Raw genomic sequence first — 15,879 nt, 5'->3', positions numbered from 1 at the left:
TCACGAGCCTATCGGCCCGCGCGGACATCCTCGGCGGGCGGTTCGTCACACCCGGGCGTCCCCGTCGCCCCGTTTCGTTCCCCTTCGAGCAGTCGCGCCAGCTCCTCCCGGCCGGGCAGCGGGTCCGGACGGTCGACCTCGCCGGTGCGCACGTACAGGAACGCGGCCGTGACCGATTCGGGCGGGATGCCCTGCTGCTCGGCCCAGGCCAGCCGGTAGACGGCGAGCTGGAGCGGGTCGGCCCCGCGCGTGCGGCCGGTCTTCCAGTCGAGGATCTCGTACGTGGCGTCCGCGCCCTCGCCGTCCTTGTAGACGGCGTCGATCCGGCCGCGTACCACTCGCCCGGCGAGGGTCAGCTGTACGGGGACCTCGACCCGGTACGGGGTGCGCCGGGCGTACTCGGTGCGCTCGAAGGCCTCCTTGAGGGCTTCGAGGTCGGCCTCGTCGGCGATCTCGGCGTCGGTGCCGGGCAGGTCGTCCGGTTCCAGCAGGGGCAGCGTCAGCTCCTCGTAGCGGGACTCCACCCAGGCGTGGAAGCGGGTGCCGCGGCGTGCGGCCGGCTGCGGGGGACGCGGCATGGGGCGCGCGAGCTCCTGCGCGAGGCCGTCGGGGTCCTCGGCCAGCCGGAGCATCTGGGTGGCGGTGAGGACGGCGGGCAGCGGTACGTCGACGACACCGCGCCGGGCGCGCATCAGTTCCCCGGCGAGGGCGTCGAGGTCGCGGTCCCAGGAGGCGACCGCGCGGGCCTCCTCCGGGGTGAGCGGCTCGGGGGCGGACGCCTGGTGCGGCACGGGCAGGGCGGCCCCCTCCCCGCTCAGGAAGTCCCGGGCGCCGGGCTCCTCGAAGGCGTCGTACGGCTCCCCGTCCTCCGGGGGCTCGGCGGGCCACTCGGGGTCGTCGTAGGGGACCGGGGCGGCGGTGGGCGGAGCCTGGAGGTGGGCGCGGACGGTGCGGGCGGCCCGGCGACGGCGTTCGAAGGCGGTGGCGTCCAGGGGCAGCGGCCACGCCTGGCCGGCGTCGGCGGTGTGCAGGGCGGGGTTCTCCTCGCCCTCCTCGGGGGCGTCCGCCCACACCTCGATCTCGCCGTACCCGGCGGCGCAGTGGTCGTGCAGGGCCTGGAGGAAGTCGGAGGGGCCGCGCGGCTTCTTCTGGCTGGGGCCCCACCAGTGGCCGGAGCCGAGCAGGAGGGAGCGGGGGCGGGTGAAGGTGACGTAGCCGAGGCGCAGCTCCTCGGTGAGCTGGTGTTCCTTCATCGCCTCCTGGAAGCCCTTGATGCCCTTGGCGTCCCAGGAGGCGACGTCGGGCAGCGTGGCGGTGTCGCCGCGCAGGGCGTGCGGGAGCACCTTGGCCTGCGCGGTCCACTTCTCACGCCCCTGGGCGCTGGGGAAGGTGCCCTTGACCAGGCCGGGGACGGCGACCACGTCCCACTCCAGCCCCTTGGACTTGTGCGCGGTGAGGACCTTGACGGTGTTCTCGCCGCCGGGCAGCGCGTTGTCGAGCCCCTTCTCGTACTGGGCGGCCGTGCGCAGGAAGGCGAGGAAGGCGAGCAGGGTGGCCTCCCCGTCACCGGCCGCGAAGGAGGCGGCCACGTCGAGGAAGTTGGACAGGGTCTCGCGGCGGCGGGCGGCCAGCGCGTGCGGGGACGCCGACAGCTCGACCTCCAGGCCGGTGACGGCGAGCACCCGGTGCAGCACGTCCATCAGCGGGTCGGAGAGGCTGCGGCGCAGGTCGCGCAGTTCGGCGGCGAGGCGGGCGAAACGCACGCGCGCGTCCGGGGAGAAGGGCAGGTCGTCGTCGTACCCCTCGGTGCCGAAGGAGGTCTCCAGGAAGGTGTCCAGGGCGTCCGCGAGCGAGGTGACCTCGGAGGGATCGACGCCCTCGACGGCCTCGGCGAGCCTGCGGTCGGGGTCGTCGGCGCCGTCCACGCGCGCGTGGGCGACGAGCAGCCGGGCGCGGCGGCCGAGCAGGGCCAGGTCGCGCGGGCCGATGCGCCAGCGCGGGCCGGTGAGCAGGCGGACCAGGGCCGCGTTGGCGCCGGGGTCCTGGAGCACCTCGCAGACGGCGACCAGGTCGGCGACCTCGGGCAGGTGCAGCAGCCCGGACAGCCCGACGACCTCCACGGGCACGTCGCGGGCCACCAGCGCGCCCTGGATCTCCGCGAAGTCGGTCGCGGTGCGGCACAGGACGGCGATCTCGCCGGGCGGGGTGCCGGTGCGCACCAGGTGGGCGAGGGAGTCGGCGAGCCAGCCGATCTCCTCGGCGTGGGTCGGCAGCAGGGCGCAGCGGACCAGGCCGTCGCGCTCGGCGCCGGGGGCGGGACGGAGCGCCTCCACGCCTTCATGCAGGGCGCGCAGGGGCTCCGCGAGGCCGTTGGCGAGGTCGAGGAGGCGGCCGCCGCTGCGCCGGTTCTCGCTGAGCGCCTGCCGGGTGGCGGGGCCGCCGTCGGCGCGGGCGAAGTGCTCGGGGAAGTCGTCCAGGTTGGCGACGGACGCGCCGCGCCAGCCGTAGATGGCCTGGCAGGGGTCGCCCACGGCGGTGACGGGGTGGCCGGTGCCGTGCCCGAAGAGGCCCGCGAGGAGGACGCGCTGGGCGACGGAGGTGTCCTGGTACTCGTCCAGCAGGACGACCCGGAACTCCTCGCGCAGCAGGCGGCCCACCTCGGGGATGCGGGCGAGGCGGGCCGACAGGGCGATCTGGTCGCCGAAGTCGAGCAGGTCCCGGGCGCGTTTGGCGGCCCGGTAGCGCTGGACGAGCCCGGCGAGTTCCCCGCGCGCGGCGAGCGTCTCGGGCACCTTGCGCAGATCGGCGTTGCTGAGCCTGATCCCGTCCAGGGTGGTCAGCAGACCGGCGTCCCAGACGCGGAGTTCCTCGGGGTCGACCAGGTGCTCGGACAGCTCGGAGTCGAGCGCGAGCAGGTCGGTGACGAGGTCGGCGAAGGAGCGGGTCAGCGCCGGGTAGGGGCCCGGCGCCTCGCGCAGCACCCGGGCGGCGAGCTGGAAGCGGGTGGCGTCGGCGAGCAGCCGCGAGCTGGGCTCCAGGCCGAGGCGCAGACCGTGGTCGGTGAGCAGCCGCCCCGCGAAGGCGTGGTACGTCGAGATGACGGGCTCGCCGGGCGGGTTGTCCGGGTCGATCGCGTCCGGGTCGGTGATCCCGGCCTTGATCAGCGCCTTGCGGACGCGCTCGGCGAGTTCGCCGGCCGCCTTGTTGGTGAAGGTCAGGCCGAGCACCTGCTCGGGGGCGACCTGGCCGGTGCCGACCAGCCAGACGACGCGGGCGGCCATCACGGTGGTCTTGCCCGAACCGGCTCCGGCCACGATCACCTGCGGGGCGGGCGGCGCGATGATGCAGGCCGTCTGCTCCGGGGTGAACGGGATGCCGAGCAGCTCTTTGAGCTGCTCGGGGTCGGTGAGGTGTGCGGGCATGCGGGGAAGGCTAGCGGCGACCGCCGACAGACGGGCGCGCAGGCTGTGGAAAGCGCAGGTCAGCGAGGTACCGCGGTGCCGTACGTCACTCCACCACGTGCCGTCCCTCGGGGCGGGCGCTGCACGAGGCGCGGAAGGAGCAGTGCGCGCAGTGCTGGCCGGTGGTGGGGGTGAACCGTTCGTCCAGCACCTTTCCGGCCGCCGTGGCCAGCAGGTCCCCGACCCACTCCCCCTCCAGCGGCTCCTGGGCCTGCACCTTGGGGAGCGTCTCGCCGCCGTCCTTCTTCGCCGCGCCCTGCCGGAGCTGGACGAGTTCCGCGCCGCCGGGTTCGGGGCGCTCGCCGTCGAAGGCGTCGTCCACCGCGCCCTCGGCCACCGCGAGCTGATAGACGGCGAGCTGGGGGTGGCGGGCGACCTCGCCGGCGGTGGGGGCGTTCTTGCCGGTCTTGAAGTCCACGACGTAGGCCCGGCCGTCGCTGTCCGTCTCGACGCGGTCCATCTGGCCCCGGATGCGGACCTGGTACTCGCCGGCCTCCAGGGTCACGTCGAAGTCCCGCTCGCTGGCTATGGGCGTACGGGTGGCGCGGTCCAGGACGTGCCAGTTCAGGAAGCGTTCGAGCGCCGCGCGGGCGGTCTCCTTCTCCTGGACGGACTTCCAGGGCGCGTCGAAGGCGAGCGCGTTCCACACCGAGTCCAGGCGTTCCATCAGGACGTCGAGGTCGGCGGGGGTACGGCCGGAGGCGACCTCGTCGGCCAGGACGTGGACCACGTTGCCGAAGCCCTGGGCGGCCGTGGCGGGCGCGTCGGCCTTCACCTCCCGGCCCAGGAACCACTGGAGGGCGCAGGTGTTGGCGAGCTGGTCCAGCGCGCTGCCGGAGAGCACCACGGGCTGGTCCCGGTCGCGCAGCGGCACCTTGCTCGCGGTCGGCTCGTACATCCCCCACCAGCGGTCGGGGTGGGCGGCGGGCACCAGCGGGCGGCCGTCCTCGTCGGCGAGGGCGGCGAGCCGCGCCAGCCGGCGTGCGGCGGCGTCCCGCAGCCCCTCCGAGACGTCCGGGTCGACGGTGGTGGCGCGCAGCTCGGCGACGAGCGCGGCGACCGCCAGCGGGCGGCGGGGGCGGCCGGTGACGTCGCGGGGCTCGACGCCCAGCTCGGTCAGGAAACGGGACGGCTGGTCGCCGTCGTCGGCCGGTGCCTTCACGGCGGTGACGACCAGACGGTCCCGCGCGCGTGTGGCGGCCACGTAGAACAGCCGGCGCTCCTCCGCGAGCAGGGCGCCCGGGGTCAGCGGCTCGGCGAGGCCGTCCCGGCCGATCCGGTCGGCCTCCAGCAGGGAGCCCCGGCGGCGCAGGTCGGGCCAGAGCCCCTCCTGCACGCCCGCGACGACGACCAGGCGCCACTCCAGCCCCTTGGAGCGGTGCGCGGTCATCAGGCGCACCGCGTCGGGGCGGACGGCGCGGCGGGTGAGGGTGTCGGCGGCGATGTCCTCGGCGGCGATCTCCTCCAGGAAGTTCAGGGTGCCGCGTCCGCCGGTGCGCTCCTCGGCGCGGGCGGCGGTGGCGAACAGGGCGCAGACGGCGTCCAGGTCACGGTCGGCGTTGCGGCCCGCAGCGCCCCCGCGCCGCGCGGACCGCTCCAGCCTGCTGGGCCAGGGGGTGCCGTTCCACAGCGCCCACAGCGCCTCCTCGGCGGTGCCGCCCTCGGCCAGGCACACGCGCGCCTTGCGCAGCAGCGCGCCCAGCCGCTGCGCCCCGCGCGCGTAGGCGGGGTCATGCGCGACGAGCCGCTCGGGCTCCGCGAGCGCCCGCGCGAGGAGCACGTCGGAGGGGGCGGGCAGGGCCTCTCCGGCGGCCCGCTCCTCCTCGCGCAGGGCCCGGCCGAGCCTGCGGAGATCGGCGGCGTCCATGCCGCCCAGCGGGGAGGAGAGGAGGGTGATCGCGGTTTCAGGGTCCAGCCAGGGGGTGGAGGCGGTTTGCGGGGCGGACTCGGCGTAAGGGCCCGCGGGGGCGTCCGGCTGAGCGGCGTCGTCGGCAGCCTCCGGCGCGGGCGCGAGCAGCTCGTCGGCAGCGAACGCCTCCGGCTCATCGGCGCCGTCGGCATCCAGCCGCCCCTCGGAAGCCGGGCCCTCCGGCCGATCGGCGTCAGCGGCCCCCGGACCGGGCGGGGGTGCTCCCGCCCCGGCCGCACCGGCGGAGGGGCCCGCCTCCGCCTCCGCCACCACCCGCAGCGCCGTCAGCAGGGGCGCGACGGCCGGCTCGTGGCGCAGGGGCAGGTCGTCGCCGTCGATGTCCAGGGGGACGCCCGCCGCCGTGAGGGCGCGGCGGAGTGTGGGGATGGTGAGGGAGCCCGCGCGGACGAGGATCGCCATCTCGTTCCACGGGACGCCGTCCTCGAGGTGGGCGCGGCGGACGATGTCGGCGATGTTGTCCAGCTCGGTGCCGGGGGTCGGGTAGGTGTACACCTCCACGCGCCCGCCCGCGCGGACCGCCGTCGGCTCCCGGTGGACGCGGAGCTTGTCGGCGGGGAGCTGGGACAGCGGCATGCGCCGGGTGATCCGGCGGGTCGCGTCCAGCAGGTGTGCCCCGGAGCGGCGGGAGGTGCGCAGCACCTCGACGGGCGCGGGGCGGCCGTCCGCGCGCGGGAAGGCGGCCGGGAAGTCGAGGATGCCGTTCACGTCGGCGCCCCGGAAGGTGTAGATCGACTGGTCGGGGTCACCGAGGGCGACCAGGGTGCGCCCGCCTCCGGCCAGCGCGTGCAGCAGCCGTACCTGCGCGGGGTCGGTGTCCTGGTACTCATCGACGTACACGGCGTCGTAGGACGCGGCGAGGCGCTCGGCGGCCTCGGGACGGTGGGCGAGGAGCACCGCGCGGTGGACGAGTTCGGCGTAGTCGATGACGCCCTGGAGGTCGATCACGTCGAGGTACTCGGCGAGGAAGGCGGCGGCCGCGCGCCAGTCGGGGCGTCCGATGCGCCGCGCGAAGGCGTCCAGCGCGCCGGGCGCGAGCCCCAGCTCGCGGCTGCGCGCGAGGACCGCGCGGACCTCGTCGGCGAAGCCGCGCGTGGTCAGGCAGGCGCGCAGGTCGTCGGGCCAGCGGACATGCGTGAGCCCGAGCCGCTCCAGCTCGGGCTGCCCGGCGAGCAGCTCGCGCACGGTGACGTCCTGCTCGGGGCCGGAGAGCAGCCGCAGCGGTTCGGCGAACCGGTCGCTGTCCTGATGGGCGCGGACCAGGGCGTAGCAGTAGGAGTGGAAGGTGGTGGCGCGGGGCGCGCGGGCGGCGCCCATGCGCCGGGCCATCCGGTCGCGCAGCTCGACGGCGGCCTTGCGGCTGAAGGTCAGCACCAGGATGCGCTCGGGGTCGCCGCCGCGGGCCACGCGCGCGGCGACGGACTCCACCAGGGTCGTGGTCTTCCCGGTGCCGGGCCCCGCGAGGACGAGCAGCGGGCCGCTCCCGTGCTCGATCACCGCGCGCTGGGCGGCGTCCGGGCGGGGCGGCGGTGCCTGGACGGGCGGGGTGCGGAGCAGCCGGTAGGCACCACGAGGCGCCTGCCGGCCCTGAGGGTGCGGCAGGCGCCTCGTGGAGGAGGTGGTGCTCACGTGGTTCGCCGGTCCTGGTGGTGGTGCGGGGTGGTCGTGGGGACGTACGCGGGCGGGCGCCTCGGGGCGTCCGCCTCAACGAACGTACGTCATGTCGGGGACGTGCCCGATGTCCCCCGTACGAGCGGATGTGAGCCGCGGCCCTTGCCGGGGGCCCTCAGCTGTGGTGCACCGGGTCCCCGTCCCAGCGCGCCCGTCTCATGTCCAGGCGCGGCAGATGCCCCTCCGCGCCGCGGGACGCCTGCTTCAGCGGGGTGCCCTCGGTCCGGTACCGGTCGAGGGCGCGCAGCTCGTGGCCGGGCAGCAGCGTGCCGTCGGCCCGCACCACGCGCCACCACGGCACCGCGCCCCCGTACAGCGCCATGACCCGGCCCACCTGGCGCGGTCCGCCCTCCTCCAGCCACTCCGCGACGTCGCCGTAGGTCATCACCCGGCCCGGCGGAATCCGCTCGGCCACGTCGAGCACGCGCTCGGCGTACTCCGGAAGTTCGTCCGGGCGCCCCTCCCCGGCAGGGCTCTGCTCGCTCATCCATCCCATCCTGCCGTACGCCTACGACAATGGGACGAGGCCGGCCAGGGGTGTCCGGACGGGCCCGCACTTCCGCCCGATCGCACTTTTCGCACCCCATCCGCACCCTGATGCCCCCTCGTGCCCCTCAGTCGTGCCACCATCGTGCGGGCGGTGACTGGTGATACGAGACCAAGAAGAGACCATGAACAAGCAGGGTGTGCACGACGACGCGGAGGGCACCTCCGGCGCGTCCGCGCGCCCCGGCGCCTCCCACGGCCCCGCCGAGCACGCGGGCACCCGCGCGCGTGAGGGCGGCGAGGCGGGCGCCCCCGCGCGGGCGTACGCCTCCAGGCGTCCCTCCGAGGACGTCCTGGACGAGGTCGAGGGCGACGAACCGCTGCTCCCCGCGCGCGTGCACCGCCCCTCGGACCTCATGCGGCTCCTGGCGGGCGTGCTGGCGATCGCCCTGCTGCTCGCCATCGCCGCGTTCGCGCACGGCACCACCTCGGGGCTCGAACAGGACATCAACAAGGGCACCGGCCAGGCGCCCGACCTGCTGATCAAGATCGCGGGACTGGCGTCCAGCATCGCCATCCTGCTGGTCCCGGTGGCCTTCGCCATCGAGCGGCTGATCAAACGCGACGGGCTGCGGATCGCGGACGGTGTCCTCGCGGCCGTCCTCGCGCACGGCGTCACCCTCGCCACGGACCTCTGGGTCGCCCGCGCCGCCCCCGACTCCATCCAGGAGGCGCTCACCCAGCCCGCGCCCGGTGACATCCACGCGCTGACCGACCCGGTGCACGGCTACCTCGCGCCCGTCATCGCCTACATGACGGCCGTCGGCATGTCCCGCAGACCCCGCTGGCGCGCGGTGCTGTGGATCGTGCTGCTGCTCGACGCGTTCTCCATGCTGGTCACCGGCTACACCACGCCGTTCGCCATCATCCTGACCGTGCTCATCGGCTGGACCGTCGCCTACGGCACCCTCTACGCCGTCGGCTCCCCCAACGTCCGCCCCACCGGCCGCACCCTGATGGCGGGCCTGCGCCACGTCGGCTTCCATCCGGTCAGCGCGGTCCGCGAGGAGGGTCCGGAGGCGGAGAACGGCGACCGGGGGCGGCGTTACTTCGTCACCCTGGAGGACGGCCCGCCGCTGGACGTCACGGTCGTCGACCGGGAGCAGCAGGCCCAGGGCTTCTTCTACCGGGCCTGGCGCAATCTCACCCTGCGCGGCTTCGCCACCCGCTCCAGCCTCCAGTCCCTCAGACAGGCCCTGGAGCAGGAGGCGCTCCTCGCCTACGCGGCCATCGCGGCCGGCGCCAACGCCCCCAAGCTGATCGCCACCTCCGAGCTGGGTCCGGACGCGGTCATCCTCGTCTACGAGCACACCGGCGGCCGCACACTGGACTCGCTGGCCGACGACGAGATCACCGACGAGCTGCTGCACAAGGTCTGGCACCAGGTGCGCGCGCTGCAGTCCCGGCGCATCGCGCACCGCAGGCTCGCGGGTGACGCCGTACTGGTGGATCGTTCCGGCAAGGTGATCCTCGCCGAGCTGCGCGGCGGGGAGATCGCGGCGGGCGATCTGCTGCTGCGCATGGACGTGGCCCAGATGCTCACCACGCTCGGCCTGCGGGTCGGCGCCGAGCGGGCGGTGGCCGCGGCGGTCGCGGTGCTCGGCCCGGACGCGGTGGCCGACTGCCTGCCGATGCTCCAGCCCATCGCGCTGACCCGCTCCACCCGCGCCACCCTGCGCAAGCTGGGCCGCGAGCGGGCCGAGCGGGAGCGGGAGGCGGTGCTGGAGTCGTCCCGGCTGGCCAAGCAGGCCCGGCTGGAGGCGGCGTCCGAGGAGGGCGCGGCGCCTCCTGGCAAGCCCGACAAGAAGACCGTCCGGGCCGAGCAGCGGGCCGAGAAGCGGGCCATCGACGAGGCGATCGACGAGGCCCGCGAGGAGGACCTGCTCACCCAGATCCGGCACCAGGTGCTCCGGATCAGGCCGCAGGCCCCGGTCGAGCCGGCCCGGCTGGAGCGCATCCGGCCGCGCACCCTGATCAGCGTCATCGCGGGTGCGATCGGCGCGTACTTCCTGCTCACCCAGCTCACCCACATCGAGTTCGGCAAGCTGTTCGCGCAGGCCCAGTGGGGCTGGGTGGCGGCCGCCGTGGCGTTCTCCGCGCTCAGTTACGTGGCCGCCGCGATGGCGCTGCTCGGGTTCGTGCCGGAGCGGGTGCCGTTCGTGCGGACGGTGGCGGCGCAGGTCGCCGGGTCCTTCGTGAAGATCGTCGCTCCGGCGGCGGTCGGCGGTGTCGCGCTGAACACGCGGTTCCTGCAGCGGCAGGGGGTGCGGCCGGGGCTCGCGGTGGCGAGTGTGGGCGCGTCGCAGTTGTTCGGCCTCGGCTGCCACATCCTGATGCTGCTGTCCTTCGGCTACCTCACCGGCACCGAGAAGACGCCCTCGCTGTCACCGTCCCGGACCGTCATCGCGGGTCTGCTGACGGTCGCGGTGCTGGTGCTGGTGGTGACGTCGGTACCGCTGCTGCGGAAGTTCGTCGTCACGCGGGTGCGGTCGCTGTTCGCCGGGGTGGTGCCGCGCATGCTGGACGTGCTCCAGCGGCCGCAGAAGCTGGTCACCGGTATCGGCGGCATGCTGCTGCTCACCGGGTGCTTCGTGATGTGCCTGGACGCCTCGATCCGGGCGTTCGGCGACGAGTCGGCGCACATCAGCATCGCCAGCGTCGCGGTGGTCTTCCTCGCGGGCAACGCGCTCGGTTCCGCCGCGCCGACGCCGGGCGGGGTCGGGGCCGTGGAGGCGACGCTCACCGTGGGTCTGATCGCGGTCGGGCTGCCCAAGGAGGTGGCGGCCCCGGCGGTGCTGCTGTTCCGGCTGCTGACGCTGTGGCTGCCGGTGCTGCCGGGATGGCTGGCGTTCAACCACCTGACCCGTAAGGGAGCCCTGTAGGGGAGCCCGCGGGGCAGGGGCGCCGCTGAGCAGGGGTCACGACATCTCGGGGGCGGTCCCGGGGACGGGAGCCCGGGACGCCGCGGGGTCCGCGTCGGGGGCCGGAGCGGCGGCACGCAGCGCCGCTTCGACCCGGCGGTTGCTGGTCATGGATGCCGTGATCGCCGTCATCGCCAGGAGGAGACCGGCGGCGGCGCAGAGCGGCGTGCGGACGTCGTACGCGGTGGCCAGCCAGCCGCCGAGGAACGCCCCGACGGGCGCGGCGCACATGGCCAGCATGCGGGAGGTGGAGGCGACCCGGCCCATGAGGTGGGCCGGGACGATCGCCTGCCGGAGAGAGGGCGCGAGCACCATGGTGGCGCCCATCCCGGCCCCGCAGACGGCGAGCGCCGACCCGGCCACGTACGGGTTCGGGGCGGCGGCCAGGCCCAGGACGGCCAGCCCCTCGATCGCGGCCGTGCAGGTCAACGCGGTGCCGGTGCCGAGTCGTCGGCCGAGCTGGGAGGCGATGCCCGCACCCAGCAGGCCGCCGCCGGCCTCCGCCGTGAGGAGCAGGCCGAAGCCGTAGGTGTCGATGCCGAGGCGGTCGTGCGCGAAGAGGGCGAGGACGGTCTCCACCGCGAGGAAGGCGATGTTGCCGACCGCGGGGCGGAGCGCGAGCCCGAGCAGCAGCCGGTCGCGGAAGACGTACGAGGCCCCGGCCCGCGCCTGCCGGACCAGCGACTCGCGGGCCTCCGGCACGGGACGGGGCATGGCGGGCAGCGTACGGACGAGCAGCGCGGAGAGCAGGAACGACACCGCGTCGGCCAGCAGCGGGACCGCCCGCCCCACCGCGAGCAGCGCACTGCCCGCGGGCGGCCCCGCGAAGCCGGACATGGCGGTCTGGGAGCCACGCAGCCGGGAGTTGGCCCGCTCCAGCAGCTCGGGGTCGCGGCGGAGCAGTTCCGGCAGGAAGGCCGTGGCGGCCGTGTCGAAGAACAGCCCGCCGAGCCCGAGCAGGAAGGCGACGGCCGCGAGCAGCGGAATACTCAGCACGTCGAGCACGGCCGCCGCCCCCGGTATCGCGAGCAGCACCGCGCGCCCGGCGTCCGCGACCCACATCGTGCGGCGGCGGTCCCAGCGGTCCACCAGCGCACCGCCGAGCACTCCGAAGAGCAGCCAGGGCAGCGTCCCGGCGGCCGTGACGACGGCGAGCGCCATCGGGTCCCGCGTCAGCGTCAGCGCGAGCAGCGGCAGTGCCGCGTGCGTCACTCCGTCACCGAGCGAGGAGACCGTCTGCGCGGTCCAGAGACGCCCGAAACCGGTCGGCAACTCCTTTCTGTCTGCACTCACTTGGCGCCCTCCTCGGCCTGGTCGCGGCGCGCCGGACGGAACAGCGCGAAGACGAGTGACGCGTCCGGCAGCGAAGGATCGGACAGCTCCCGGAACTCGTCCGCCAGCGCCTCCAGCCGCGCTCCCAGCTCCGCGAACTGCTCGTCGGTGAGCCGCAGATGCGCCATCCGTACGTGCCGCTCGCTCTGCGCCGACGACGCCTCCAGGTCCGCGACCGCGTGCCGCATCAGCACGTCCGGTCCGCCCTCGCCCGGATCGGGCAGCACGATCGACCGTGCCGCCATCGCGTAGTACCGCTCGGTGACGCCGCGGACCTTCCGCGTCCGCACCACCTTCACCAGCCCGGCCCTTTCGAGCAGCCGCACGTGGTAGCTGGAACTTCCCTTCGCCAGGCCGACCCGCTCGGCGATCTGGGTGATCGTCGCGGGCTCGAAGCGGAGCACGGCCATGATCCGGTGCCGGGTGAGGTTGGAGACCGCGCGGAGCTGGTCGTCCGTGGTGACGTGGAAGGCCTCTGGAAGATCGTCGCTAGGCATGCCCCTAATGGTCAACGATTCTTGACCATTAGGCAAGGGAATGTGCGCCGGCTCCGGGAATCCGCCGCCCGGCGCCGCCGTACTCCTTACGGCCCGCGCCCCGCGCGCGGTCGCGGGCGCGCCGTGAGGATGGCTGTATGCCGAACCCTTCCCGGCCGCGCGCCGCCGCCCTGACCACCAGTGCCGTGCTGATGGCCACCCTGCTGGCCGGCTGCGGCGGGTCGGGGCACGGGGATCTGACGAAGCAGAAGCTCGAGTGGAAGGACTGTCCGGCCCCCTCCGAGGCGGAGGGCGGCGGCTCGGCCCCCTCACCGCTGCCCGGTGGCACGATGTGGCAGTGCGCGACCATGAAGGCGCCGCTGGACTGGGGCAAGCCCAAGGGCGACACCATCGGCATCGCGCTGATCCGCGCCAGGGCGGACGGCCCGGCGAAGGACCGGATCGGCTCGCTGGTCTTCAACTTCGGCGGTCCCGGCGGCAGCGGCGTCACCACGCTGCCCGCGTTCGGCGAGGACTACGCGGCGCTGCGCACCCGGTACGACCTGGTCAGCTTCGACCCGCGCGGGGTCGGCCGCAGCGCGCCGGTGCTGTGCGAGAGCGACTCCCAGCTCGATGCGTTCTTCCAGCAGGACGCCACGCCCGAGAACACCGCCGAGCAGAGGCAACTCATCGACCGCACCCGGAAGTTCAACGACGCGTGCGAGCAGCGGTCCAAGAAGGTCCTGCCCCATGTGCGCACCACGGACGCGGCCCGCGACATGGACCTGATGCGGCAGGTGCTCGGCGACGCCAAGCTGCACTACTTCGGCATCTCGTACGGCACCGAACTCGGCGGTGTGTACGCCCACTTGTTCCCCCAGCACGTGGGGCGCGCCGTCTTCGACGCGGTGGTGGACCCCACCGAGACGCCGGAGGAGGGGGCGCTCAGCCAGGCGCGCGGGTTCCAGCTCGCGCTGGACAACTTCGCCGAGGACTGCACGTCCAAGGTCGAGGACTGCCCCCTCGGGGACACAGCTGACGACGTGAAGAACCGTATCGCCAAGCTGTTGGCGGACCTGGAGAGGAAGCCCATCCCCGGTATCCCTCCACGCCAGCTGACCCAGACGGCGGCGACCAACGGCATCGCGCAGTCGCTGTACTCAAAGGACTTCTGGGAGTACCTCACCGAGGGCCTGGAGCAGGCGTACGACGGGGACGGCAGGGTGCTGATGCTGCTGTCCGACTCGATGAACGGGCGGTCGGAGAACGGCGAGTACAGCAACATCGCCCCGGCCAACATCGCCATCAACTGCTCGGACGAGAAGCCCCGTTACACCCCGGCCTACATCCAGTCCAAGCTGCCCGACTTCCGCGGGGCCTCCCCCGTCTTCGGCGACTACCTCGCCTGGGGCATGGCCGGCTGCACCGACTGGGCCGTCCCCGGCGCCGCCGATCACCCCGACGTCCGCGCCCCCGGCTCCGCCCCCATCCTGGTCGTCGGCAACACCGGCGACCCCGCGACCCCCTACGAGGGCGCCCGCGCCATGGTCGACGCCCTCGGCAAGGGGGTCGCCGTCGAACTCACCTACAAGGGCCAGGGACACGGGGCGTACGACAGCAAGAACAAGTGCGTCCAGAAGGCGGTCGACGACTACCTGCTGACGGGCAGAACCCCGGAGCCGAACACGGTGTGCTCCTGACGGCTGACCTACGACGGCTCTCCGGCACGGCCGGCTCTGCATTCCCGCCGGGCGCACACGGGTGCCCTCCCGGCAGCCCTACCCCGCGTCGATCCGGTGCGGAGCCACGCCGAGCACGAGGTTCTCCAGGGCCCGGGGCGCCGGGCCGAAGCAGGCGAGCCAGGTCTCGACGAGGTAGATCTCGGCGGCCTCGTCGATGGCCAGGAAGAACCGGCCGTGATCTAGCTCGCCGAGCGGGAAGAGGCTGCGCCCGAGGGACTCGCCCCACTCCAGGAACCGGTCCTCCTCGCCCCGCGCCAGCTCCGGGTCGAGCGCGAACGGGGTGCGGGCGCAGGAGATTCCGGGCCCGCTGACGTTGACGGTCAGACCACCGAACTCGCGCAGGAAGGTCTCCGCGGCACCGTGCAGGGCAAGCCCGGCGGGTTCGAACATGGCCCGCCAGCGCCCGGTGCCGACCCTCCGCCCAGGCGCCCACCCCGCCGCCGCCAGCACCTCGGCGACCTCGGGGGTCCAGTCGTGCATATCGAGGTCCTCCGGGTGCGCATCGGGGTGGAGAGCCCGCGACCGACGTCGGCGGCCGGCAATACGGTGAAAGCCCACGGCCCCCGGTGATCAGGGACCGTGGGCCTCAAGAGGCCGGGAAGGCTCAGTACACCGGCTTGCTCGGCTCGATCTGGTTGACCCAGCCGATCACACCGCCGCCCACGTGGACCGCGTCCGCGAAGCCCGCGGACTTCAGGACGGCCAGGACCTCCGCACTGCGGACGCCCGTCTTGCAGTGCAGGACGATGCGCCGGTCGTGCGGGAGGGATTCCAGGGCGGTGCCCATGAGGAACTCGTTCTTCGGGATCAGCTTGGCGCCGGGGATCGAGACGATCTCGTACTCGTTCTGCTCGCGGACGTCGATGATCTCGATGTTCTCGCCGTCGTCGATCCACTCCTTGAGCTGCTTGGGAGTGATCGTGGAGCCGGCCGCGGCCTCCTGGGCCTCCTCGGAGACGACACCGCAGAACGCCTCGTAGTCGATCAGCTCGGTGACCGTGGGGTTCTCGCCGCACACCGCGCAGTCGGGGTCCTTGCGGACCTTGACCTGGCGGTACTGCATCTCCAGGGCGTCGTAGATCATCAGGCGGCCGACCAGCGGGTCACCGATGCCCGCGAGCAGCTTGATCGCCTCGTTGACCTGGATCGAGCCGATCGACGCGCACAGCACACCGAGTACGCCGCCCTCGGCGCAGGAGGGGACCATGCCGGGCGGCGGGGGCTCCGGGTAGAGGCAGCGGTAGCAGGGGCCGTGCTCGGACCAGAAGACGGACGCCTGGCCGTCGAAGCGGTAGATCGAGCCCCACACGTACGGCTTGTTCAGCAGCACGCACGCGTCGTTGACCAGGTAGCGCGTGGCGAAGTTGTCCGTGCCGTCGACGATCAGGTCGTACTGGCCGAAGATCTCCAGCACGTTCTCGGCCTCGAGCCGTTCCTCGTGCAGGACCACGTCCACGTACGGGTTGATGCCCTTGACCGTGTCCCGCGCGGACTCCGCCTTCGAGCGGCCGATGTCCGCCTGGCTGTGGATGATCTGCCGCTGGAGGTTGGACTCGTCGACCTCGTCGAACTCCACGATGCCGAGCGTGCCGACACCGGCCGCCGCGAGGTACATCAGTGCGGGTGAACCCAGGCCGCCGGCGCCCACACAGAGCACCTTGGCGTTCTTCAGCCGCTTCTGCCCTTCCATCCCCACATCCGGGATGATCAGGTGGCGGGAGTACCGGCGGACCTCGTCTACGGTGAGCTCGGAAGCGGGCTCGACCAGGGGTGGCAGCGACACGGGGACTCCGTTGGTCGGTC

General features: G+C 73.8%; 9 protein-coding genes. 2 read left to right on the top strand and 7 right to left on the bottom strand.

Translation table 11 applies throughout. The features are described 5' to 3' along the window. Positions 1-8 precede the first annotated feature (8 nt). From EV284_RS09110 to EV284_RS09100, 3 genes are all read right to left on the bottom strand, one after another. Entirely contained in the window at positions 9-3,422 is a 3,414-nt protein-coding gene (locus EV284_RS09110; protein WP_130332125.1) for an ATP-dependent DNA helicase, read from the bottom strand. Between the two features lie 85 nt (positions 3,423-3,507). Next, on the bottom strand, positions 3,508-7,017 hold the full coding sequence (locus EV284_RS09105; protein WP_130332123.1) for an ATP-dependent DNA helicase: 3,510 nt from the start codon (positions 7,015-7,017) through the stop codon (positions 3,508-3,510). Positions 7,018-7,174: 157 nt separating this feature from the next. Beyond that, the gene (locus tag EV284_RS09100) at positions 7,175-7,546 is read right to left on the bottom strand and encodes an MGMT family protein (RefSeq protein WP_207228979.1); all 372 of its coding nucleotides are present in this window, start codon (positions 7,544-7,546) and stop codon (positions 7,175-7,177) included. Between the two features lie 184 nt (positions 7,547-7,730). On the opposite strand from EV284_RS09100, the gene EV284_RS09095 reads away from it, so the two are divergent. Next, positions 7,731-10,487: a lysylphosphatidylglycerol synthase transmembrane domain-containing protein gene (locus tag EV284_RS09095; RefSeq protein WP_130332119.1), complete on the top strand. Its 2,757-nt coding sequence runs from the start codon at positions 7,731-7,733 to the stop codon at positions 10,485-10,487. 36 nt (positions 10,488-10,523) lie between these two features. On the opposite strand, the gene EV284_RS09090 is transcribed toward EV284_RS09095, so the two are convergent. Together EV284_RS09090 and EV284_RS09085 are read right to left on the bottom strand one after the other, a co-directional pair. Beyond that, entirely contained in the window at positions 10,524-11,819 is a 1,296-nt protein-coding gene (locus EV284_RS09090) for an MFS transporter (protein WP_207228978.1), read from the bottom strand. Beyond that, complete coding sequence (locus EV284_RS09085; protein WP_130332117.1) at positions 11,816-12,355, bottom strand: winged helix-turn-helix domain-containing protein; 540 nt, start codon at positions 12,353-12,355, stop codon at positions 11,816-11,818. The genes EV284_RS09090 and EV284_RS09085 overlap by 4 nt, the downstream gene beginning before the upstream one ends. Before the next feature lie 137 nt (positions 12,356-12,492). Between EV284_RS09085 and EV284_RS09080 the strand changes: the two genes are divergently transcribed. Beyond that, a complete protein-coding gene (locus tag EV284_RS09080; protein ID WP_130332115.1) occupies positions 12,493-14,034 on the top strand; it encodes an alpha/beta fold hydrolase in 1,542 nt (513 codons plus the stop codon). 78 nt (positions 14,035-14,112) lie between these two features. Here the strand turns inward: EV284_RS09080 and EV284_RS09075 are convergent, their stop codons facing one another. Both EV284_RS09075 and moeZ read right to left on the bottom strand, forming a co-directional pair. Beyond that, positions 14,113-14,556, bottom strand: coding sequence for an SUKH-3 domain-containing protein (locus tag EV284_RS09075; protein WP_130332113.1), 444 nt, complete (start codon positions 14,554-14,556; stop codon positions 14,113-14,115). 124 nt (positions 14,557-14,680) lie between these two features. Then, entirely contained in the window at positions 14,681-15,859 is a 1,179-nt protein-coding gene (gene moeZ, locus EV284_RS09070; RefSeq protein ID WP_130332111.1) for an adenylyltransferase/sulfurtransferase MoeZ, read from the bottom strand. Positions 15,860-15,879 lie beyond the last annotated feature (20 nt).

The sequence above is a fragment of the Streptomyces sp. BK022 genome (assembly GCF_004217355.1).
GTDB lineage: Bacteria > Actinomycetota > Actinomycetes > Streptomycetales > Streptomycetaceae > Streptomyces > Streptomyces griseoluteus.
The sequence above is the reverse complement of the archived record's forward strand: the minus strand, read 5'-3'. Positions and strand labels throughout refer to the sequence as shown.

Excerpts from the sequence above, each read along its gene's own strand:
- EV284_RS09110 (WP_130332125.1), bottom strand. The coding sequence starts at position 3,422 with ATGCCCGCACACCTCACCGACCCCGAGCAGCTCAAAGAGCTGCTCGGC.
- EV284_RS09100 (WP_207228979.1), bottom strand. The coding sequence starts at position 7,546 with ATGAGCGAGCAGAGCCCTGCCGGGGAGGGGCGCCCGGACGAACTTCCG.
- EV284_RS09095 (WP_130332119.1), top strand. The coding sequence starts at position 7,731 with ATGAACAAGCAGGGTGTGCACGACGACGCGGAGGGCACCTCCGGCGCG.
- EV284_RS09085 (WP_130332117.1), bottom strand. The coding sequence starts at position 12,355 with ATGCCTAGCGACGATCTTCCAGAGGCCTTCCACGTCACCACGGACGAC.
- EV284_RS09080 (WP_130332115.1), top strand. The coding sequence starts at position 12,493 with ATGCCGAACCCTTCCCGGCCGCGCGCCGCCGCCCTGACCACCAGTGCC.
- EV284_RS09075 (WP_130332113.1), bottom strand. The coding sequence starts at position 14,556 with ATGCACGACTGGACCCCCGAGGTCGCCGAGGTGCTGGCGGCGGCGGGG.